Genomic DNA, 21,851 nt, shown 5'->3' on the forward strand with positions numbered 1-21,851 from the left:
TTATGAAGTAATCGTTTTTATGAAGCGCTTGCAGGGATTATATTATCCCATATCGTTTAATATAGCAACAATAATTTATTGTAAATTTTAAATACGTAATTAATTGTTTAAAAATGCAACACATTAAGGCGATAAAAAAGACGCAAACTTAAAGTTAATCTTTAAGTTTACGCCATAATGTGGCCCGGTTAATCCCCAGACGCTCTGCCGCCTTCGATTGATTGTTATTTTCCTCCTGAAGCACGATTTGAATAACTTCCTTTTCGATCTCCTTCAGCGTGCCGTTCAACTTCATTGGGCTAGAAGAAGGTTGCTGATCCAGCAAGCGGGATAAGGTAGCGGTGGTGATTACATACTCCTGTTCATTAAGTGCAGCCTGCTTGATCAGATGTTTCAACTGGTTGACATTCATATCTGTGATCTGTTCTTGGATCAGCTGTAGCGCATCTTCTTTTATTCTCACCGCAGTAGTTCCGTACTTCTGGTAGTAACCTGTAAGGAAATGCTGCATCAGTGGAGCCAGATCTTCTGGTCTATCCGCAAGATTTGGCATCATGATTGTATTAAGCTCCAAATCGAGTGACCAATGTGGGTTCAATGCCTGCTCCCCGAGTATAAACACCCCAATCCGGTTTTGAAGGCAGCTCTGGATAAAAGAGAGCAACTCCGGATCTTCCATACGTGTCTCCATGTGGTTAATTTCTACATTTCGAACTTTGGCGAGTGGTATCTTGTGCAAATGGCCGGACGGAACTTGCGAGAGATCGATCTGTAATAACAGTCCGCCACCGGAGTACATCTGATGAATATGTTTGACCAGAAATGATTTACCGGAATCCGCTTCACCGAGCAGATAGATCGGTTCATGATTCTCGTAAAGTGCCCGAATGTTCTTCAATACCGCCTGCATGGCAGGAGACTCGGCAACGATGGGCTCCATCGATGCGTCCGTGAACGTGGTTATGCCGAATTGTGCAAAGGCATAGGGTTGTCCTTTTTCCAGCATATATACCTTGTAGTTTTTGTTGTCCAGAGTCGTTTCATAGGCGTTGACCGTAAGCTGATAATCGTCTACCATGAACACATTCTGGATCTGGGATTGATGGAATTCCAGGCTGGTGTTGGTCAGATACATGTGATTATCGGTCAGTGGATTTTTCTCAAAATCGGTCAGGTTCTCGAATACGACTTCATTCCGTTCATTTAAAATAAGTAGATTCGGATGTTCCCGTGTAACCAGGTCATTCAGTATGATGGATATCGCATGATTTTTGCTCAAATAACGGTAGACCAACTGCGCATCTTCCATCGCTCTAAGGATGGATTCCTGACCGGATTGGATTAACAATCCCTCCAGACCATAAGTCTTCGCGGTGTTGACGGTGATCACATCTCCGACAATCTGGCGGTACCCGGAAGCTTTCAACTCCAAGAGCAACCGTGCCACACCTTCCGAGCTATGTATGGTATAGACTTTGAGAGGCAGATCCATCAGATCAATTATCGATTGTGCACCAGAGGTGATGTTGGAGAAACCAACGATGGCCGTTTGACCGTTAAACTGGCTTGCCAGGGTAAGTGAACGAATCATATCATAACCCGATAACTGCACATCAATAACAGGAATGGTCACTACTTTTTTAATCAATTGGGCGGTTCCGCCGCGGCTGATGATAATTTCTGCCCCGTTTTTCTCAGCTTGAGTTGCTAATTCCACACCGTTCGCCAAGTCGCCCACGTCTGTCTGAATGGTTAACTGGGGAAAGCGGGGAATGCACTCTTGTATAATAGGAATCATCGATTCGTAGGGAGCAATAAAGTGAACTCGTGTACGCATAATTTTCCTGCCTTTATAGAAAACTTTGATCCCCTTATTATAGCCAACTTGCGAAGGAATGGCACCTATGGGTGGACAGGTCACTGTTATGTGTGCAGAATGCTTATGTAGTATGTCGCCATAACTCTCCGAGTGGAATGTGATGAAGTGCACTGAAAAGAATCCTTAACTATTTCAAAATTAATACATAATTGCACACGTTAAGTATAGAGAAATGAGGAGTTTTATATGGGAGACATTCATAAAGTAGCTGAGCCCGATCACATCATTAAGGATGTTGTCGGAAAGTTCCCGTGCAGGGTGCTGTGGAGTGAGGGCCGTCCATGTCTGGAGTATCAGCGGGAAGAAGAGTTAACCCAGATCGAAGAATACGTCCGCACAGTGTACAATGTTGAGCTGTTGGATGTGTTCTTCACAGCGGTGGAGAGCCTTCCGGTTGAGCCATAGATTTAGGTAGGGATTTGGGGATTGCGGGCAAAGGGCTAGTACTTAAGTTTTTTGTGTTTATACAGGGTCATAAGGCGACACTATAGGTGTTCGTCTTTTCTTTTATTATTCCATTACTATCTGACTTTGGAACGAAAAGGCACCAGTTGCCATCGTGAAATGTGAAACGTATGTGGGCGTATTCATGTATTATAGTATACATATGAACTTTTCGGAGGAGGAACACGTAATGGGAATCTTATCGAGGTTTAGAGACGTGATGAAGGCCAATGTGAACCACATGCTGTCTCGGGCGGAAGACCCGGAGAAGAGCGTGAATGAGTATATGCGCAACCTGAGCAGTGATCTGGGTCAGGTAAAAGCAGAGACGACGGCGGTGTTGTCGGACGAGAGCCGGGCGAAGCGAGCATTGGATGAGTGCAGCGCCGAGGTCAAGAAGTTACAGCGGTACGCAGAGAAATCGGCGGAGTCCGGAGACGAAGACAAGGCACGTAATTTTCTGGAGAAGAAAGTGAAGCTGGCTGACAAATTGAACGAATTACAGGCTGCCTATGAACGTGCTTCTGCCAAAGCCAAGATGATGAAGCATATGAACGATAAACTGGTTGCAGATCTGGGGCAACTGGAAGCGCGGTATGCAGAACTGAAAGGTCGCATGGCAGATGCGAAGGCGCAGCAACAGGCCAATGAACGGAATGCATCTGCGGGCAGAGCTGAATCTGCATTGAAGGCCATGGAAGACAAGGCCAATCAGGCATTGAACGAAGCAGAAGCTTTAGCAGAACTGCGTGCCGGAGCACAGGAAGATGATCTGGACGAATTAATTGCCCAGCTTGAGAGGGACATGAACGCGGATGCGGGTAATAATGAACATGCGTCGCCAAGTGCGGATGAAGAACTCGCAGCGATCCAGGAGAAACTAAAGAATAAATAATACGTTACACCATTTCGTTAACATTGAGGTGAGCAGATGCCGGTTATTGAATATAAATGTCCAAACTGCGGCAGTGGTATGATCTTTGACAGTGTGTCAGGTGCACTATCCTGTCCCAGCTGCGGCCGCCAGGACAACATAGAGCAGATCCCCGATCCCTTGAAGAGACAAGTATTCACCGAAAATGAGGTCAAGGAATACCACTGTAACAGCTGCGGAGCTGACATTGTGACGGAGCCGGAGACCAGTGCGACGACATGCAGTTTCTGCGGTGCAGCGGTTGTACTCAGTGATCGGCTGACGGGCAATCTTGCCCCCGCGATGGTGATTCCCTTTTCGATCAACAAGGATCAAGCCAAACAGGCTTTCAAAAAGTGGTGCAAAAACGGCCTGTTAACGCCAAGTGGCTTCATGTCCGCCGATCGAATCCAGAGCATTACCGGCATGTACGTACCGTTCTGGTTGTACGAGTTACATAACAAAATTGAAGTGCATGGCCGTGGTACCAAGGTCAGATCTTACACTCAGGGAGACTACCATTACACGGAAACTCAGCATTTCGATATATATCGCAGAATTCGGCTGAATTACGTGAATCTGCCCATCGATGCATCGGAGAAAATGAAGGATGAACTGATGGATAAGCTGGAGCCTTTTCCATATAATCAGCTGAAATTGTTCAAGACCCCGTATCTGGCGGGGTACATTGCGGAAAAATACAGTTACACGGACGAAGAACTTTTTCCACGGGCCAAGGAAAAGACGAAATCTTACATTGATTCTTATATTGCTTCAACCGTATCCGGATATAGCAGCGTGAGTTACACGGATAAACAGATCGATACCACGCTCAAAAATGCGGACTATGTGCTGCTCCCGGTGTGGATGGTCAACTATGACTACAATCGGGCACAGTATACCTTTGCCATGAATGGTCAGACAGGGAAAGTGGTCGGCAAACCGCCGATCAGCAAAGCCAAAGTGGCCGGATGGTTCGCAGGAGTATCTGCCGTCTCGTTGCTGTCACTGAAGCTGGTTTCCTGGATGATGGGAGGTGGATTCTTATGAGAAAAAGAACCCCTCTTGTTGTCGTGATGGCTACGCTCATTTTACTAATGATAACGCTTGTTGCTCCGTTAGTTCCAATGTCTTCGGCATCCGCAGCGGAGAACAAAAATCTCATCTACGATGAGGCCAACCTGCTGAGTGAGCAGGATAAGGTTGAGCTGAATGCACTTGCGAATCAGTATGGCGCGGAACGGCAGACGGACTTTGTTATTTTGACAACAAATAATATAGAGAATCAGGATGTTATGCTTTTAACAGAAGATTTTTATGATAAGCAGGGGCTAGGGTACGACAAGAAATTTGGCAATGCTGTCATATTGACGATGGATATGAATAATCGCGAAGTGTATCTGGCTGGATTTTATAAGGCAAAAGAATATTTGAGTGATCAGCGGCTGGATTCTATCCGTAACCGTATTACCTCCGAGTTGTCCAGTGGGGATTATAAACTTGCATTTGAGAAATATATTGAGCTTTCTTACGAATATATGGGGTATGAACCTGGTGTAAATCCGAACAATATTTTGTTTAACGGATGGTTTCAGTTAGGAGTCTCGGTCGTTCTTGGGGGGATTGTTGTTGGTATTATGACCTATCGTTCCGGCGGACGTGTCACAGTCAATCGTGCGACTTATGAGGATTCAAGCAATTCCAGTGTAATAGATCGTCAGGATCGTTATATCCGTACAACCGTAACCAAGCGCAAAATCGAGAAGAACAATAACAACGGTGGCGGAGGCGGCGGAGGAGGTACATCGCGAGGTGGCCACTCACATAGTGGAAGTAGAGGATCATTTTAATAACTACTGAGTATACGGATTTTCTAATAGAAGGGATGGGAACGAGTATGGGATTTTTCAGAAATCAGTTTTCGAATGTGGTGGAATGGGAAGAGTTCAGAGATGACATGATATTTTGGAAGTGGAGCAACCGGGAGATCAAGAAGGGGAGTAAACTTATCATCCGTTCGGGTCAGGACGCCATTTTCCTGAATAACGGGAAAGTGGAAGGGATTTTCGAGGACGAAGGATCATTTAATATCGATTCCGAGATTATTCCGTTTCTTTCTACCTTAAAAGGGTTCAAATTCGGATTCAACAGCGGCATGCGGGTCGAAGTACTATTTGTAAATACCAAAGAGTTCACCGTGCGCTGGGGCACACAAAGCCCGGTATTGATTCCGACACCACAACTCCCGGGCGGAATGCCGATTCGGGCCAACGGAACATTTAATTTCAAAGTGAGTGACTACGTGACTCTGATTGATAAAATCGCGGGTATCAAGCAGAGCTATTTGGTCGAGGATGTCAAAATCCGTATCACTTCCGTGCTGGATCAGCTTCTAATGAAGTGGATTAGCCGTGAAGGGAAGGATATGTTCAACCTGCAGGCCAATGCGTCGGATATTGCCAAGGGGATTCAGGAAGATCTGGATATGCAGATGATGGACATCGGCATTGGGATTACCGGTTTCCAGGTGATGAGCTTCAATTATCCTAAGGAAATTCAGGATATGATTACAAAGACCGCTTCACATGAGATGATTGGTAATCTGCAAAAGTATCAGCAGGTCAGCATGACAGACGGTATCTCATCCGGTAAAGTACAGGGCGGCGGCGCGGCCTCGGATATGGCAGGCATGATGATGGGTATGAACATGGCCAATGAAATGATGAAGAACATGAATCAGAACCAAAACCAGAACAACAATAACAATGCCAATTCGTCTCAGAATCAGAATGCCGACCAGAAGCCAGCAGGTAATAGCAACGGTGATTCTAATCCATCTTCAACAGAAGGCAACAAGAAGCCAAACTTCTGCCCGAACTGTGGAGCCAAAAATGAAGGAGCCAACTTCTGTCCGAACTGTGGTCAAAAGCTAGGCTAATAAAATGAATACATGAGGGCTAGTCCAGTGGTTTAGATATCACGGGGCTAGCCCTTTTTTATTTGGATTCATACGCAAACCAACATGACGTAAGTTAGGAAGAGGGTTCATTTTATTTTAGTTTTGATAAAAGTGTTGACAACCGATCGTAAATCATTTATCTTTAAATTAAGATATTTAATCTGAATATAAATAACAACCAAAACAAATATCTTTAATCCATTAACATGAGGAGAGATCAAGATGATGATCCCAACATTGACCAGAATTAATGAACTTGCAAGAAAAGCCAAAGAGGGCGGATTGACGGAGATGGAGAAAGAGGAACGGGTTAATCTTCGCCAGGAATATCTGCAAACTTTTCGCGGTTCGGTCAACGACATTCTCTTGAATGCAACCATCTATGATCCGAACGGCGATGACGTGACTCCTGATAAATTGAAACAAGAACAAGCCAATCAAAACAACAACTAGAATATCATTCACCACACCATATATCTTAATTTAAAGATAAAACAAATTTATATAAATCACGTTACTGAATTTTGTAAACACCTATCAAATCCAAAACATGCTTACCAAACCAAGGAGGAATTAATCATGACTATTCAAACAGCAGGTATCCACCATATTACAGCTTTCGCAGGAGATCCACAGGCCAACGTTGACTTTTATGCCGGAGTTCTGGGATTGCGTCTCGTGAAAAAAACAATCAATTTCGATGCACCTGATGTATACCACCTGTATTTTGGAGACGAACACGGAAGCCCAGGTACCATCATTACCTTCTTCCCATCCGCTGGATCACCACGGGGCAAAATTGGCGGAGGTCAGGTCGGCATCACTTCCTATGTCATTCCTCCTGGGTCGATTGGCTTCTGGCAGAATCGTCTGGAGCAGTATAATATTGATGTAACTCACACAAGTCGCTTCAATGAAGAGCTGCTTCAATTCGAAGATAGCGAAGGCTTGCGGCTTGAGCTTGTGGAACGGGAAGAGGGAGCAACCAGTACTTGGGCACACGAAGGAATTCCAACAGATCAAGCGATCAAAGGCTTCGGTGGTGCTGTCCTGTTCAGTGTTAATCCGCAAAGAACGATGGATGCGCTTGAGAAAATTTTGGGATTTGTCAAAGTGGGTGAAAATGAAGAGTATGCCCGTTTCCGGTCGAGTGGAGACATCGGTAATGTTGTGGATGTTCCGGTAACCCGTATACCTCTGGGCATGGGTGGAGCTGGAACGGTGCATCATATTGCATGGCGCGCCACAGATGACGTGGAACATGCACAATGGAGCGAAGCTGTACGTGATTACGGGTATCAACCGACTCCAGTTCGGGATCGTCAGTACTTTAACGCAATTTACTTCAGAGAAGCTGGCGGCATTCTGTTTGAGATTGCTACCGATCCTCCGGGCTTTGCCAAAGATGAACCTGCGGATTCGCTCGGACAAAAATTGATGCTGCCAGAGTGGTTTGAGAAATACCGCCCTCAAATTGAGGACAATCTGCAACCAATCGTGGTAAGAACACTCGAACCTGCTACAACTGCGAAATAAGGAGTACTATTACTATAAAATCAAAGGAGCAACGAAGGATGATGGAGAAAAAGGTTACCTGGCTGGAGCTATTTTACGATCTACTCTTCGTAGCAGCGGTTTCCAAAGCAGGTCATGTCTTGTTACATGCCGAACACGGAGTAATTACGTTTGAATACTTAATGAAGTTTGTGCTTATTTTCATCCCTGTTTGGTGGGCATGGGTTGGTCAGACCTTGTTTATTAACCGCTATGGTCAAGACATCCTGATCCATAGAATATTTCTCATCCTTCAGCTCCTGTCCGTGATGGTCATGACGGCGAGCCTCTCTACCCATTTTGACCAATACTACCTGTCCTTCTTCGTGGGTTATATCGGTTCACGGGCATTTACGGCGATACAGTATCTGACGGTTCATAAGTCAAAAAGTGAGCATCAACAGCAAGCGGCCCGTTACTTGGGCACCTGTTTCCTCATTGGTATATTGATCTCATCAGGTTCACTATTCTTCGATTCCTGGCTGCGCTACTTGATTTTGTATGCAGGAATTGCGGTGGACATCGTGCTTCCGTTGATCGGACGTAAAAATCTGGTGAAAGTACCGGTTCAGACTCATCATTTGTTGGAACGTTTTGCGTTATTTACACTCATCCTGCTGGGCGAATCGGTAGTTAGTATTATCGCTGTACTGCAAGCCGATCAATGGGATATGAAATCCATCCTGTTTGCCGCATTTACGTCCATCTTTGTCATTGCGATGTGGTGGCAGTACTTCGACAACGTGGAGAAAAAGGTCAGCAAAGAGATTCAGACTGCCGGACAAGCGATCATATACGGCCATCTGTTCATCTACATCTCCATGAGTATGATTGCGGCTTCCATTCAGCTGTTATATCAGAATCAGTTAAACTATGTGTTCATGCTAGGGTTTGTGTTTGGATCGGCGCTACTGTATTTCTTGTCGACTTCACTTGTGTTTCATCGTTACAGACACGCACATCTGCGACTGGGTCCGCGCCATCTGGCGTTCATGGTAGGGTTACTGGTTGCATTTGTCCTTGTGGATCTGGTTTACCAGGTTCCGGGTTATGTCATCATGGGCGAAGACATGTTATTCTTCCTGGTGTATGCGAAACTTACGACTTGATACGAGTCATCTCAAATGAAGAAAAGTCACGGACAACAGGCGTCCGTGGCTTTTTATTATGCAGCAAATTCTGGACAAGACTTAATAATATAAATAAAGCACAAATCTAATTTAATTTCTTCTATAGAATCTGTTAATATGAGACTATGTACAAGTGAATCTACCAGATCATAGAATATCTTTTTATAAAATGAGCGTAAGAAACAAACATGAAAACGGAGAGGACAGAAATAACCTGAAGAAGCATAAGCGTTCGCCTTTATCAACGGATTTCTCCCTTAGGAAAAGGGAATCAAGAAATCGGGGGATAAGAGTGATCGAAGGGTTGTTCTGTCATAGTAGTGGCCGAGTGTACGTTTTGTTAGTTCATTTTATATATAGCGATTCGTAGGTATGGGGATGACAATCAGGAGGGAAATCATTGAGCACACATCAAATCGGAGTTCCATTGGAAGGGTTTGCAGAGTTTAGTCGTACGGTTGCCGCTGAAGGAGCCGTTTTAGTCAGAAATGAAGGCCAAGTGCTTCCACTTCGTGAAAACGAAAACGTTTCAGTTTTTGGACGGATTCAAGTGAATTATTATCGCAGCGGCACGGGTTCGGGCGGTAGTGTTCATGTAGCCTACACAACGAATCTGCTCGATGGTCTGCGCAGCAAAAAGAATATAACGGTGAACGAAGAACTGGCAGCTGTCTATGAGAAGTGGATTGAAGAAAATCCATTTGATGATGGCGGAAAAGTATGGGCGGCCGAGCCATGGAATCAGAAAGAAATGCCTTTGACAGATGAACTGGTTGCACAGGCTAGAAGCAAATCCAGCAAAGCCATTATCGTGATTGGACGTACAGCAGGAGAAGATCAGGATAATGCGGATGCGCCAGGAAGTTACCAACTGACAGAAGATGAGAAAGCGATGCTGAAGAAAGTCACTGCGCAGTTTGAACACACAATCGTAGTACTGAATGTCTCGAATATCATCGACATGAGCTGGTTAAACGAAACGTATCTACATCCAATTCAAGGTGTGATTTACTCCTGGCATGGCGGTATGGAGGGTGGCAACGCGATTGCTGATGTGCTGGCGGGAGACGTTACACCAAGCGGTAAACTGACAGATACGATTGCATATTCCATCGAAGATTATCCTTCGACAAGCAACTACGGCAATGAGTTCAAGAACCTGTATCAGGAAGATATCTATGTAGGTTATCGTTATTTCGAAACGTTTCGACCTGAGCGTGTTCAGTTTGAATTCGGTTATGGCCTGTCTTATACGACGTTTTTGGCCCAGCATGAAGAAGCGAAATCTGTATCCAAAGACGGCGAAACCTACATCGAAGTTCGTGTCAATGTGACCAACTCAGGTACAACATATGCGGGCAAAGAGGTTGTGCAAGTCTATTATGAAGCCCCGCAAGGCAAACTGGGACAACCGGTGAAGGCTTTGGTGGCTTTTGGCAAAACAGGATTGTTGCAGCCGGGCGAGTCAGAACTTCTGACGATCAGTTTCCCGATCCATGCCATGGCATCTTACGATGATGCAGGTGTTACGGGCCATACTTCCGCATACGTTCTGGAAGAAGGCACATACCGACTGCATGTAGGAACCAGTGTGAAACAAGTGCAGCACATCAGTGTTGATGGCCAGGATGGCTATATTATTGAATCTCTTCAATTGGTGGAGCAACTGCAAGAAGCGATGGCTCCAACGGAAGATTTTACACGGATGAAACCAGGTACGCGCAAGGAAGATGGATCTTATGAACTGACTTATGCAGAAGTGCCGAAACGTAAGATATCCATGGCGAACCGGATTGAGCAGAATCTCCCGCAAACGCTGGAGCAGACGGGGAACCAGGGCTACAAGCTGAGTGACGTTAAAGCTGGCAAAGTGAGTCTGGAAGCCTTCATCGCTCAACTGAGTGATCAGGATCTGGCGGCAATTGTCCGTGGCGAAGGCATGAGCAGTCCACTCGTTACTTCGGGAACGGCATCTGCATTTGGGGGTGTCAGCGATAGCCTGTTCAACTATGGTATTCCGGTAGCTTGTACGGCAGATGGCCCGTCGGGTATTCGTATGGATAGTGGAGAGAAAGCAACACAGGTATCCATCGGAACGTTGCTTGCCGCAACATGGAACCAAGATCTCGTAGAAGAGCTGTATGTGATGGAAGGACAGGAACTGTTGAGAAATCAGGTAGATACCCTGCTCGGACCTGGACTGAATATCCGCCGGAGCCCGCTTAATGGCCGGAACTTTGAGTACTTCTCTGAAGATCCACTGATCTCGGGTGTATTTGCGGCAGCATGTACGAAAGGCATTATGAAGGGTGGTTCCAATGCCACACTGAAACACTTTGCCTGCAACAACCAAGAGAAACACCGCAGTAAAGTAGATGCTGTTGTCTCTGAGCGTGCACTGCGTGAAATTTACCTGAAAGGGTTCGAAATCGCTGTAAAAGAAGGCGGAGCGAACTCCATCATGACCTCCTACAACCCGATTAACGGACACTGGGCGGCATCCAACTACGACCTGAACACCACAATTTTGCGCGGTGAATGGAATTTCGAGGGTATCGTCATGACCGACTGGTGGGCAATTATGAACGATGTCACCGAAGGTGGAGAGGCGGATCGCAAATACACGAACTGGATGATTCGTGCACAGAATGATCTCTACATGGTTGTACCGAACTACGGCGCAGAGATCAATGGCTGGGACGACAACACGATTGAATCCTTGGAAAATGGAACATTGACTCGCGGAGAGCTGCAACGCTCTGCAATCAACATCTGCAAGTTCATCATGAATGCACCGGTGTCCGGTAGAAAACACGAGATCGTGGAGAACGTAGCTTCGTTCCATGCGAATGCATCCCTATCGGCTGAACAGGCCCAGGTTCTGGTTGAGAATGCACAGGTGAAACCTGCGGTAGCTGAACCTGTTTACATGAAAGTGGACGAGGCTGGCCATTATCGAATTATTGTACAGATCATGTCCCCTGAGCCGGAACTGGCTCAAAGTGCATGTAACCTGCTCCTGAATGACCAGTTGGTAACCACCATTCAAACGAATGGTACGGAAGGCAAATGGATCAGACAGAAGCTTGTCAAAGTAGACCTTGAAGCAGGACTGTATGAAGTGAAACTGGACTTCACCAAACCAGGTCTCCAGATTGATTGGATCGAATTCAAGCAGGTGTAGAGATAATCAGAAATATTTTGTGATAGCAGCAATCATAAGGTTGTTCTTCATCAAAAGTAGAATACGTGGGTACATGACAAAGGACACTGTTTGCGGGTGTCCTTTGTTGTAACACGGAATAGCTGCTGTTATGATAGTGTTATGGGATTTTGGAGTTCTGAACAATGGGGTCAGGGGTGTTGCGAAGAATGAGAAATTATAATTTTATGAGTCCAATCCTGCTGGTTGTGGTGGCGCTGATTGTAAGAGGTCTGGTGACTAACCTGGGAGTTCTTTTTGGCTTATCACAAGAAGTGGCAAGTAATATTGCCATGATTGCCATGATCATTGCGGCACTGATTATGTTTAATCGAATGACGAAGGCTCGGCGTAGAAAATAGAAAAAGCTCGGATAATCTTAAGTTTATCCGAGACATGAAGACACCCTTAGGGTGTCTTTTTTTGTATTGACGTTCTGAACCTAACGTTTTAGACTATTGCTAATTGATGATAACATTGTAGATAACAAAAATAACAAAATGATTCAACAAAGCACATAAAACACGTTGCACTCTCTATTTGCTAGCCCATTCCGGTCCCCAAAGGAGAATCCATTCATGAAGATCATTGCCGACAAACAATATATCTTTCAGGAAGGTCAGCCTTTTCGGATTGCGTTCTGGAAGCTGACCGTTGCCCACAATGATGAAGAAGGACCGCAGGAGCGCTGATGCAGCGTTCAGTCGGTCCTTTATGTCATGGATCAGGCTGTGTGAAGTTCGAGTGATGGGTATCGATACGGGTTAACGGTGCTGGAATAATCTACGATGAAGTGAAGGGAGCGATCCTTATGGAAAGACAGCCTGTATTGGAAGTCATTGCTGTGGATGTGGAAGATGCCAAGGCAGCTGAGGAGGGAGGGGCCGATCGGATTGAGCTGGTATCTGCGATGATCGAGGGTGGCCTTACCCCCAGTTATGGTGTCATGGAGCAAGTAGTATCCCAAGTCTCCATCCCGGTCTATGTCATGATTCGTCCCCATAGCCGCTCGTTTCGCTATAGCACAGAGGACATCCACGCCATGACCCGTGATATTCGCGTGGCGAAGGAACTTGGAGCCGCTGGCATCGTGATCGGCGCCCTCACCGGAAATGGTGAAGTCGATCTCATATCCTTGCAATCATGTATGACCGAATCTCAGGGTTTGGGTGTTACGTTTCATCGTGCAATTGATGTGAGCACAAGCCTGACTGAGGCGCTCAAGGCCATTAACACATTGGGCAACGTGGAGCGTGTGCTTACATCGGGAGGGAAACAGACAGCGCCTGAAGGCATACTGGAACTGAAACAGCTTCAGCAATTGGGGCAAACCTTGAACATCGCTGTCATGGCAGGGTCGGGGGTCACCATAGAGGGAATTCAAACGCTAGTGAGTCAGACAGGTATCACGGAAATCCATATGGGATCAGGCGTGAGGTACGAAGGCAGCTTTAAATATCCCATTGATCCACATTTGGTTGAAGAAGCCAAGCAGCAGTTATTGCTTGCATCACAGCCATTTCATGGACAGTAGTGCACTGAGTAGCGGTCCAAGCAAGGGTGGTCCAGTGACATAGGAATGCACGAAATAAAAGGAGGGATAACACCATGAATCATGAACTGCAATCAGCCGAATGGATTACAACCGCAGCGCAGATCCGCCCATCCGAACGCCAGTTGAGATGGCAGGAGATGGAGTTTTACGGGTTTATTCATTTTACGGTAAATACATTCACGGATCGAGAATGGGGTACTGGAGAGGAAGACCCGTCGATCTTCAATCCTTCTGAACTGAGCGCAGTACAATGGGTGCAGGCGTGCAAGGCTGCGGGGATGAAGGGGCTGATTTTGACGTGTAAGCATCATGATGGATTTTGTTTGTGGCCAAGCCAGTTTACAGCGCATACGGTCGCGGCCAGTCCATGGAGGAACGGTGCGGGGGATTTGGTGCAGGAAGTCGCCGATGCCTGCCGTGAGGGCGGATTAAAGTTTGGCGTGTACCTGTCTCCTTGGGATCGGCATGAAGCCACTTATGGAGATTCCGAGAGGTATAACGAGTTTTTCCTCCATCAGTTACGCGAGCTGCTTACGAATTATGGCGACATCTTCTGTGTATGGTTTGACGGCGCGTGTGGTGAGGGTCCGAATGGCAAAAGACAGATCTATGACTGGGACGCCTATTATGCGCTTATTCGTGAACTCCAGCCCGAAGCTGTTATCTCGGTATGTGGCCCGGATGTTCGCTGGTGTGGCAATGAAGCGGGGCATACGCGGGAATCGGAATGGAGCGTTGTGCCCGCGCATATGCAGGATAATGAGAAGATTCAGGAGCAATCGCAGCAGGTGGATGATGGCGAGTTTGCCACAAGGATTAATACGCAGGACCGTGATTTGGGAAGCCGAGAGGTCATTCGTTCCCAAGGTGAGCAATTGATCTGGTACCCTGCCGAGGTGAATACCTCAATTCGTCCGGGATGGTTTTATCATGCCAGTGAGGATGATCAGGTCAAAACATTGGAAGAACTGCTCGCCGTCTATTACGGTGCAGTAGGGGGCAATGCCACCTTTTTGCTCAATCTGCCACCGGATACGCGTGGTCTCATTCACGAACGGGATGTGGAGCGACTACAGGAATTGGGAGATTCGCTTCGTGCTATTTTCCAGGAAAATTTGGCCTTGCAGGCGCTGGTAACAGCATCGGAGACGATGGATGAACAGCATACCGTATTGGAGGTGCTGACGGAACGACGGGATACGTATTGGTGTCCTCACGAAGGAACGGAGCAGGCTTGGATCGAGCTGGATTTACAGGAAGAACGATCATTTGACCGGGTGGTGCTGATGGAACATATCGAGATAGGCCAACGGATTGAGCGATTTACACTGGAGTCACAGAGGGCAGATGGGGGTTGGAAAGAATTCTACACAGGGACGGTGGTGGGGTATAAACGAATTTGCTATTTCCCCCAGGTCACATCGAGAAGGATGCGATTAACCATTCATGAATCCAGATGGTATCCTACGTTGTCGGGGTTAGGCATATATCTGAGCGAGCGGGGAGGGTTGTAAAATGGCGTTGCTAACGTATAAAGGTTCACAATTCATGTATGATGGCGAGCCCATTCGGATTCTGTCGGGTGCCATCCATTATTTCAGAGTGGTCCCCGAATATTGGGAGGATCGGTTACTCAAGCTGAAAGCCTGCGGTTTCAATACAGTGGAAACGTATGTGCCGTGGAATGTCCATGAGCCGCAGCCGGGGCAGTACTGTTTTGAAGGCATGGCTGATCTGGAACGTTTTATTCGCATTGCGGATGATGTGGGTCTGCATGTGATTGTACGCCCAAGTCCTTATATATGTGCGGAGTGGGAGTTTGGCGGATTGCCTTCCTGGCTGCTTGCAGCTGATGATATCCGTCTTCGGTGTAATGATGCAACATTTCTGGCGAATGTGGATCGTTATTACGATGTGCTTTTGCCCAAATTGAAACCCCTTCTTAGCACGCATGGTGGGCCGATCATCGCGATGCAGATTGAAAATGAGTACGGCAGTTTCGGCAATGACGCGAGTTACCTGCAATATTTACGGGATGGCATGGTAGAGCGGGGTGTGGATGTGCTTCTGTTTACTTCGGATGGACCGACAGATCACATGCTACAGGCAGGATCGGTACCAAGGCATCTGGCTACAGTCAATTTTGGATCAGGGACGCAAGGATCGTTCACCAAGCTGCGTGAGTATCAGGCAGAAGAACCTTTGATGTGCATGGAATATTGGAACGGCTGGTTCGATCACTGGGGTGAGTCGCATCATACCCGGGAAGCCGCAGATGTGGCTGGTGTGTTTGAGGAGATGCTTCGGTTAGGAGCTTCGGTTAACTTTTATATGTTCCATGGGGGAACGAACTTTGGATTTTACAACGGAGCGAACTGTCAGCAGAAGGATCAATACGAACCCACCATTACAAGTTACGACTACGATTCACTGCTCAGTGAATCCGGGGAGCCAACAGCAAAATTTCATGCCGTACGTGATCTTATTGCTCGCCATAGCGATGAAGATCTGGGTGAGCTTGTGCTGCCAGAATCGAAGGGGACCGTCGCCTATGGGCGAGTGGAGTTGAACCAGCAGGCGTCATTACTTACACAATTGGACTTGATATCAGCTCCGGTGCAACGTACGAATCCAGAAACGATGGAGAAGCTGGGTCAGGATTATGGATTTATTTGTTATCAATCCCGGATATCCGGGCCAAGGGAGCGACAGGAACTGGTGGTTCAGGAGGTGCGTGACCGTGCGCTTGTGTTTGTTGATGGTCAATTTCAGGGCGTGTTGGAACGGGGGAATACAGCAGTATCGATTTCGTTTGAAGTACCGCCAGAGGGCGCAGATCTATTGATCCTTGTTGAAAATATGGGGCGAATCAACTATGGTCCGTACCTGAGAGATCCAAAGGGCATTACGGAGGGGGTGCGACATGGCTTTCAATTTTTATTCGATTGGACGATTCATTGTCTGCCATTAACCGATCTGTCGGGTTTACAATTTAGCAATGCGATTAGCGAAGCACAGGGGCCTGCTTTTTATAGGGGAAATCTTCAGATCACGGATGTCAGAGATACTTTTCTGCGTCTGGATAGCTGGACCAAGGGGGTTGCATTTGTAAACGGATTCAATCTGGGGCGCTACTGGAATAAAGGACCGCAAAAAACATGGTATGTGCCTGCCCCGCTCCTTCATGAAGGTGATAATGAAATCATGGTATTTGAGCTTCATCAGACGTCTGAACTGGCCGTAACGTTGGTGGATACACCGGATTTGGGCTAGGAAAAGGAAAATAGGTGAGCCAAACGATTATTGGCAATTGTCGTGTCCGCTGGAAAAAGGTATACGTTGGGTATGGACATTGACTGACTACAGGAGAGGATGAGGAAAAATGAAAGTTGGACTCAGCACCTACAGTCTGCAACAAGCATTGGATCGCAAAGAATTAACCGTACCAGATGCCATTCGCTGGATTGCTGATCAGGGCGGGGAACATGTGGAGATTGTGCCGATGGGATTCAGTCTGATCGAACATCCGGAGTTGATTGATGAGATTAAAGCTGTGGCAAAAGAGGTCGGAATCGATATTTCCAATTATGCCATCGGCACTAACTTTGCTGTGCAGGAGGACGCCGAAGCGTTGGAGCAAGAGATCCAGAATGTGATGCGACATGTGGATGTGGCTGCTGCACTGGGTGTTAAGCTGATGCGTCATGACGTGGCTTTCCGGCCTGCACCAGAAGGAACAGTAGCACAGTTCGAGATCGACCTGCCGGTACTGGTGAAGGCTTGTCAGCGGATAGCCGATTATGCAGCCGATTTTGGAATTACAACAAGCGTGGAGAACCATGGGTACTACGTGCAGTCGAGTGAGCGAATTCAGCGTTTGTTACACGAAACGGCGCGGAATAACTTCAAGACCACGCTGGATGTCGGCAATTTCCTTTGTGTGGACGAAGACCCGGTGAGTGCTGTGAAAAATAATATTTCGCACGCGTCGATCGTGCACGCCAAAGACTTCTACTGGAGACCTTCCTACCGGAACCCCGGTGAAGGCTGGTTCCAAACCTCGCATGGCAACTACCTGCGCGGTGCCATTGTGGGCCAAGGCGATATCGACATGCCTGAGGTATTCCGGGTGTTGAAACAATCCGGGTATGACGGATATATCTCGGTTGAATTTGAAGGCATGGAGGATTGCAAAACCGCCTCACGCATTGCTATGGATAACGTCCGCCGCCTATGGGAAGAGGCATAGGGCTGAGTGCTTGTTTTAAATGAAATATGACTTGTTATGTATGGCTCAAACAGAAAGTTAGTTCAGTCAGAAAAAGTAGTGGAGGGGGCGAAATCGATTCTGAAGAAACGAAGTGTTCGCCTTTATCACCGGATTTCCCCTTTGGAAGAAGGGAATTGAAGAAATCTGGGGATAAGAGCGATCGGAAGAACGATTCGCAACCGTAACGTCTACTCTGCAGAACTTTATTTATTTTATTTATGGAGGAATCAGCACTATGTCCAAATTGAAAGTCGCCGTCATCGGTGCCGGATCCATATCCGATTGCCATTTGCAAGCCTATGCCAGTAACCCGGACGTTGAAATATATGCCATCTGCGACCTGAATGCAGAACGTGCCACAGAAGTGGCGAAGCAATATAATGCACCTCATGTGTTTACCGATTACAAAGAACTTCTCGCAATGCCCGAGATTCACTCCGTCAGCATCTGTACATGGAACGATTCTCATGCCGAGATTAGCATTGCTGCGCTGGACGCAGGCAAAAACGTGTTATGTGAGAAACCACTTTGCCAAACGGTGGAGGATGCGCTCGAGGTAGAGAAGGCCGTTCATCGCAGTGGGAAGCTGCTGCAGGTTGGTTTTGTTCGCCGCTATAGTGACAATGCACAGATTCTGAAGAAGTTTATCGATGAGGGTGAACTGGGTGAGATCTATTATGCCAAAGCCTCCAGTCTGCGTCGTCTGGGCAATCCGGGTGGCTGGTTCTCCGATATCAACCGCTCCGGCGGCGGTCCGCTGATCGATATCGGGGTGCATGTGATCGACATTTGTTGGTATCTGATGGGCAGACCGAAGGTGAAATCCGTCTCCGCCAAAGTGTCTAACCGATTGGGGAACCGCTCGAACATTAACAACCTGTCATTCTACAAAGCAGCAGACTATGACGCAGATCAGAACACCGTTGAGGATATGGCAAATGCCTTGATTCGTTTTGAGAACGGCGCGAGCCTACTCGTGGATGTCAGTTTCACGCTTCATGCCAAAGCGGATGAGACTTCAGTCAAACTATATGGCGACAAAGGCGGAGCCGAGCTGGAGCCGGAAATTTCGATCATTGGTGAGAAATTCAACACTATTTTGAACATGACCCCACAGGTGGATTTCAAATCATTCGACTTTATGGGCTCGTTCCGCAATGAAATCAACCATTTTATCGATAGTACACAGGGCCGCAAAGAAACACTTAGCCCCGTCGAAGATGGTGTCGAAGTAATGAAAATGCTCTGTGCCATCTACGAATCAGCCCGTCAGGGCCGCGAAATCACACTGTAAAGGTAGAATTGTATGGCGTTGATACACTACGTTGATATTTTACGACTACCGTGGCATTAAAAGTTATGAGCACTTCGTTCCTTTTCAATGAAAAGCTCCGCTTCAGGCGGGATTTGGAGTCGTCCTTCCCGCCTTGCGGTCGGAGCAGAGCATGGAGCGAGCGCTAACGAATCTGAGGCGTCTTATTGAAGGATTCGAAGCGCTAGCAGAAATCTAAGGAACCTGACACACGCTATATGAGAATAAACAGCAGTTTACAGCGTTATTAACAGCTAATTTCGGGAAATAAGTTGTCTGTTGTTCCTTACAATTTAAAAAGAGGACCAAAAGGCTAAATAAGACGCCCTGAGTTCCTTAGAAAATTTTCTTTCCATTCGCCAGGATCAGCCAGTTTACATTCCCCTAGAGGCAAGAGGAGAATGTGGGACTCATAGTAATTGGAGCCGGCAAAATAATCGGACCGATGGACGGACTACGCCCTTTATATGTCGGAACTTACCGTTTACAGCAAAACGGAGAACACAAAGCCAAGTCCGAAGCAGCAAAGCTTGCCCCTTCCGCCATTGGATTTCCCTATAGAAATGAGGGGGAAATAAGGTGTTCATAGTGATTGAAGATGCCACCGCAATCAAAATAACAAAGTTACTACGCCCCTTAATAGATAAACTTACCGTTTACGCCAAAACGGAGAGTGCAGAACCAATCCGAAGCAGCGAAGAACTCATTCTTCTCCTCCCGATTTTCCAGAGGAAAAAGGAGGAAATAAGGGTTTCATAGGAATTGGAGATGGCACCGCAATCAAAATAACAAAGTTACTACGCCCCATAATAGTTAAACATACCGTTTACGCCAAAACGGAGAGTGCAGAACCAATCTGAAGAAGCGAAGCGCTCGCCTTTATCCCCGGATTTTCCCTTTAGGACAATAATCAAAAAATCTGGGGATAACAGCGATCGAAAGATGGTACTGCACTCGGAGTGACCAGGCGTAACATGAAAGGTTTATCTTTTATTCTAATCCGAGGAGATGAATCAGGATGAGCGAAACCAAAGAAACCGTACTGGAGCAGGAAGAGCAGATTGTCGAAGCCGGGGTGCACAATTTTAGCAAAGAGGAAGAGTGGATCAGACCGGAGAACCCGCTGCTGAATGAACGGCTGGAGTGGTTCAAGGACCAGAAGCTGGGGCTGATGATGCACTGGGGGCCGTACTCCCAGCTTGGCCTCGTGGAGTCCTGGGCGCTGAGCGACGAGGATGGCGATTGGTCGCGTGATGACATCGACTGGACGGATGACATGGAAGACTTCAAACGGGAATATTTCGATCTCAACAAAACCTTCAATCCGATTCGTTTCCAGCCCGAGGAGTGGGCGCAGATGGCGGCAGATAACGGATTCAAATATTTCCTGTTCACCACCAAGCACCATGACGGTTTCTGCATGTGGGATACCAAGACGACGGATTACCGGATTACGGGCAAGGATACCCCTTTTCATACCCATAAGTATGCGGACATCTGTCGAGCACTATTTGACGCTTTTCGGGCTAAAGGACTGGGCATCTCGGCGTATTTCTCCAAAGCGGACTGGCATACCCCGTATTATTGGGCACCCGGTATGGAGCGTGGACGCCATATGTGGCGCGGGCCCTCGTATGATCCCCATAAGTATCCATGGCTGTGGGAGCAATTCGTAGAGTTCACACATGAGCAGATCATGGAGCTGCTGACGAATTACGGACGGATCGAATGTCTGTGGCTGGATGCCGGCTGGGTGCGCGAAGGTCGCCATGGTCAGGATATCAGGCTCGGAGAAGTTGTGGAACGGGCGCGTCAGACCACACAACCTTGGCTCCTGTCCGCAGATCGTACCGTCGGTGGGCCGTATGAGAATATCGTTACCCCCGAGCAGACCATACCGGAACATCCGATGAACATTCCATGGGAGAGCTGTATTACCGTGGGGAACTCCTTTGCCTTCGGATTCGATGATCAGTATAAAACGGGAAGACAGCTGGCACATATTCTACTCGAAGTGGTGTCCAAGGGTGGTAACCTGGCGCTGAATGTAGGACCACAACCCGATGGGCGTCTGCCCAAAGGGGCAATTCGAGGCATCAAGGGCCTCGGTGAATGGCTGGGTATTCATGGAGAAGGGGTCTATGGAACCCGGATCTGCGGGCCATATTTTACGAAAGATTGGGCCTTCACGCAGAAGGAAGAGATCAACACCGTATATGCCTTCCGTTTATACCGAAACGAACATGAGAGCGTACAACCACAGTTAGTCATTCCTTATCTGGAAAAGGTAGAGCGGGTCGAACTCATCGGTAGCGATGACGTACTTACGTATCAGCATACGGAAGATGGACTTCTCGTGGAACTTCCACAATCGGTTACAACCAGTGCATTACCCATCACACATACGTTCAGATTGATCACAAGCGCATAGAGATTGTTCCAGTGTGTTCCCCTTCTCGGTGCTGAATCGTTAACTTTTTGAACATGCATGCATAGAACGCCATGTCAATTCCGGGGGAGGTATAACCGCCTCCGGGATTTTTTTATTCATACATAAGGAACAAAATTCCCACCAAAAACAGCTCGTAATCGCTTGCCACACAAGGGTTTATGGAATAAAGAGAAGTCGGAGA

General features: G+C 47.2%; 17 protein-coding genes. 16 read left to right on the forward strand and 1 reads right to left on the reverse strand.

Features of this window, described 5'->3' with window-relative positions; all coding sequences use genetic code 11:
- Positions 1-154 precede the first annotated feature (154 nt).
- Positions 155-1,837: a sigma-54-dependent transcriptional regulator gene (locus NKT06_RS01070; RefSeq protein WP_253429092.1), complete on the reverse strand. Its 1,683-nt coding sequence runs from the start codon at positions 1,835-1,837 to the stop codon at positions 155-157.
- Between the two features lie 228 nt (positions 1,838-2,065).
- Here NKT06_RS01070 and NKT06_RS01075 point away from each other — a divergent pair, with 228 nt between their 5' ends.
- From NKT06_RS01075 to NKT06_RS01150, 16 genes are all read left to right on the forward strand, one after another.
- Positions 2,066-2,284: a hypothetical protein gene (locus NKT06_RS01075; protein ID WP_253429094.1), complete on the forward strand. Its 219-nt coding sequence runs from the start codon at positions 2,066-2,068 to the stop codon at positions 2,282-2,284.
- Between the two features lie 229 nt (positions 2,285-2,513).
- Positions 2,514-3,218, forward strand: coding sequence for a PspA/IM30 family protein (locus NKT06_RS01080; RefSeq protein ID WP_253429096.1), 705 nt, complete (start codon positions 2,514-2,516; stop codon positions 3,216-3,218).
- A 36-nt stretch (positions 3,219-3,254) separates the two neighbouring features.
- Complete coding sequence (locus tag NKT06_RS01085) at positions 3,255-4,286, forward strand: TFIIB-type zinc ribbon-containing protein (RefSeq protein ID WP_253429098.1); 1,032 nt, start codon at positions 3,255-3,257, stop codon at positions 4,284-4,286.
- Positions 4,283-5,086, forward strand: a complete 804-nt coding sequence (locus NKT06_RS01090) for a TPM domain-containing protein (protein WP_253429100.1) — start codon at positions 4,283-4,285, stop codon at positions 5,084-5,086. The genes NKT06_RS01085 and NKT06_RS01090 overlap by 4 nt, the downstream gene beginning before the upstream one ends.
- A gap of 47 nt (positions 5,087-5,133) precedes the next feature.
- Positions 5,134-6,174: an SPFH domain-containing protein gene (locus NKT06_RS01095; RefSeq protein ID WP_253429102.1), complete on the forward strand. Its 1,041-nt coding sequence runs from the start codon at positions 5,134-5,136 to the stop codon at positions 6,172-6,174.
- Positions 6,175-6,420: 246 nt separating this feature from the next.
- Positions 6,421-6,648, forward strand: a complete 228-nt coding sequence (locus NKT06_RS01100; RefSeq protein ID WP_091012171.1) for a DUF896 domain-containing protein — start codon at positions 6,421-6,423, stop codon at positions 6,646-6,648.
- A 126-nt stretch (positions 6,649-6,774) separates the two neighbouring features.
- Complete coding sequence (locus NKT06_RS01105; RefSeq protein ID WP_253429105.1) at positions 6,775-7,731, forward strand: ring-cleaving dioxygenase; 957 nt, start codon at positions 6,775-6,777, stop codon at positions 7,729-7,731.
- A 38-nt stretch (positions 7,732-7,769) separates the two neighbouring features.
- On the forward strand, positions 7,770-8,858 hold the full coding sequence (locus NKT06_RS01110) for a low temperature requirement protein A (protein ID WP_253429107.1): 1,089 nt from the start codon (positions 7,770-7,772) through the stop codon (positions 8,856-8,858).
- 421 nt (positions 8,859-9,279) lie between these two features.
- Positions 9,280-12,063, forward strand: a complete 2,784-nt coding sequence (locus tag NKT06_RS01115; protein WP_253429108.1) for a glycoside hydrolase family 3 C-terminal domain-containing protein — start codon at positions 9,280-9,282, stop codon at positions 12,061-12,063.
- A 188-nt stretch (positions 12,064-12,251) separates the two neighbouring features.
- Positions 12,252-12,443 carry a hypothetical protein gene (locus NKT06_RS01120; protein ID WP_105602251.1) on the forward strand — a complete coding sequence of 64 codons (192 nt, stop codon included), beginning with the start codon at positions 12,252-12,254 and terminating at the stop codon, positions 12,441-12,443.
- A 449-nt stretch (positions 12,444-12,892) separates the two neighbouring features.
- Positions 12,893-13,615: a copper homeostasis protein CutC gene (locus tag NKT06_RS01125; protein WP_253429110.1), complete on the forward strand. Its 723-nt coding sequence runs from the start codon at positions 12,893-12,895 to the stop codon at positions 13,613-13,615.
- Positions 13,616-13,689: 74 nt separating this feature from the next.
- Positions 13,690-15,150, forward strand: a complete 1,461-nt coding sequence (locus NKT06_RS01130) for an alpha-L-fucosidase (protein ID WP_253429112.1) — start codon at positions 13,690-13,692, stop codon at positions 15,148-15,150.
- 1 nt (position 15,151) lies between these two features.
- On the forward strand, positions 15,152-16,909 hold the full coding sequence (locus NKT06_RS01135) for a glycoside hydrolase family 35 protein (protein ID WP_253429114.1): 1,758 nt from the start codon (positions 15,152-15,154) through the stop codon (positions 16,907-16,909).
- Between the two features lie 109 nt (positions 16,910-17,018).
- Positions 17,019-17,885, forward strand: coding sequence for a sugar phosphate isomerase/epimerase family protein (locus tag NKT06_RS01140; protein WP_253429115.1), 867 nt, complete (start codon positions 17,019-17,021; stop codon positions 17,883-17,885).
- 256 nt (positions 17,886-18,141) lie between these two features.
- A complete protein-coding gene (locus NKT06_RS01145) occupies positions 18,142-19,200 on the forward strand; it encodes a Gfo/Idh/MocA family protein (RefSeq protein WP_253429117.1) in 1,059 nt (352 codons plus the stop codon).
- Positions 19,201-20,236: 1,036 nt separating this feature from the next.
- Positions 20,237-21,649 (forward strand): alpha-L-fucosidase, encoded by a 1,413-nt coding sequence (locus NKT06_RS01150; protein ID WP_253429120.1) that lies wholly within the window; start codon positions 20,237-20,239, stop codon positions 21,647-21,649.
- Positions 21,650-21,851: the final 202 nt, after the last annotated feature.

Origin of the sequence: Paenibacillus sp. 1781tsa1 (assembly GCF_024159265.1) — a bacterium.
Lineage (GTDB): Bacteria > Bacillota > Bacilli > Paenibacillales > Paenibacillaceae > Paenibacillus.

Excerpts from the sequence above, each read along its gene's own strand:
- NKT06_RS01105 (WP_253429105.1), top strand. The coding sequence starts at position 6,775 with ATGACTATTCAAACAGCAGGTATCCACCATATTACAGCTTTCGCAGGA.
- NKT06_RS01135 (WP_253429114.1), top strand. The coding sequence starts at position 15,152 with ATGGCGTTGCTAACGTATAAAGGTTCACAATTCATGTATGATGGCGAG.
- NKT06_RS01125 (WP_253429110.1), top strand. The coding sequence starts at position 12,893 with ATGGAAAGACAGCCTGTATTGGAAGTCATTGCTGTGGATGTGGAAGAT.
- NKT06_RS01070 (WP_253429092.1), bottom strand. The coding sequence starts at position 1,837 with ATGCGTACACGAGTTCACTTTATTGCTCCCTACGAATCGATGATTCCT.
- NKT06_RS01080 (WP_253429096.1), top strand. The coding sequence starts at position 2,514 with ATGGGAATCTTATCGAGGTTTAGAGACGTGATGAAGGCCAATGTGAAC.
- NKT06_RS01090 (WP_253429100.1), top strand. The coding sequence starts at position 4,283 with ATGAGAAAAAGAACCCCTCTTGTTGTCGTGATGGCTACGCTCATTTTA.
- NKT06_RS01145 (WP_253429117.1), top strand. The coding sequence starts at position 18,142 with ATGTCCAAATTGAAAGTCGCCGTCATCGGTGCCGGATCCATATCCGAT.
- NKT06_RS01120 (WP_105602251.1), top strand. The coding sequence starts at position 12,252 with ATGAGAAATTATAATTTTATGAGTCCAATCCTGCTGGTTGTGGTGGCG.
- NKT06_RS01085 (WP_253429098.1), top strand. The coding sequence starts at position 3,255 with ATGCCGGTTATTGAATATAAATGTCCAAACTGCGGCAGTGGTATGATC.
- NKT06_RS01075 (WP_253429094.1), top strand. The coding sequence starts at position 2,066 with ATGGGAGACATTCATAAAGTAGCTGAGCCCGATCACATCATTAAGGAT.
- NKT06_RS01130 (WP_253429112.1), top strand. The coding sequence starts at position 13,690 with ATGAATCATGAACTGCAATCAGCCGAATGGATTACAACCGCAGCGCAG.
- NKT06_RS01100 (WP_091012171.1), top strand. The coding sequence starts at position 6,421 with ATGATCCCAACATTGACCAGAATTAATGAACTTGCAAGAAAAGCCAAA.
- NKT06_RS01140 (WP_253429115.1), top strand. The coding sequence starts at position 17,019 with ATGAAAGTTGGACTCAGCACCTACAGTCTGCAACAAGCATTGGATCGC.
- NKT06_RS01110 (WP_253429107.1), top strand. The coding sequence starts at position 7,770 with ATGATGGAGAAAAAGGTTACCTGGCTGGAGCTATTTTACGATCTACTC.
- NKT06_RS01150 (WP_253429120.1), top strand. The coding sequence starts at position 20,237 with ATGAGCGAAACCAAAGAAACCGTACTGGAGCAGGAAGAGCAGATTGTC.
- NKT06_RS01095 (WP_253429102.1), top strand. The coding sequence starts at position 5,134 with ATGGGATTTTTCAGAAATCAGTTTTCGAATGTGGTGGAATGGGAAGAG.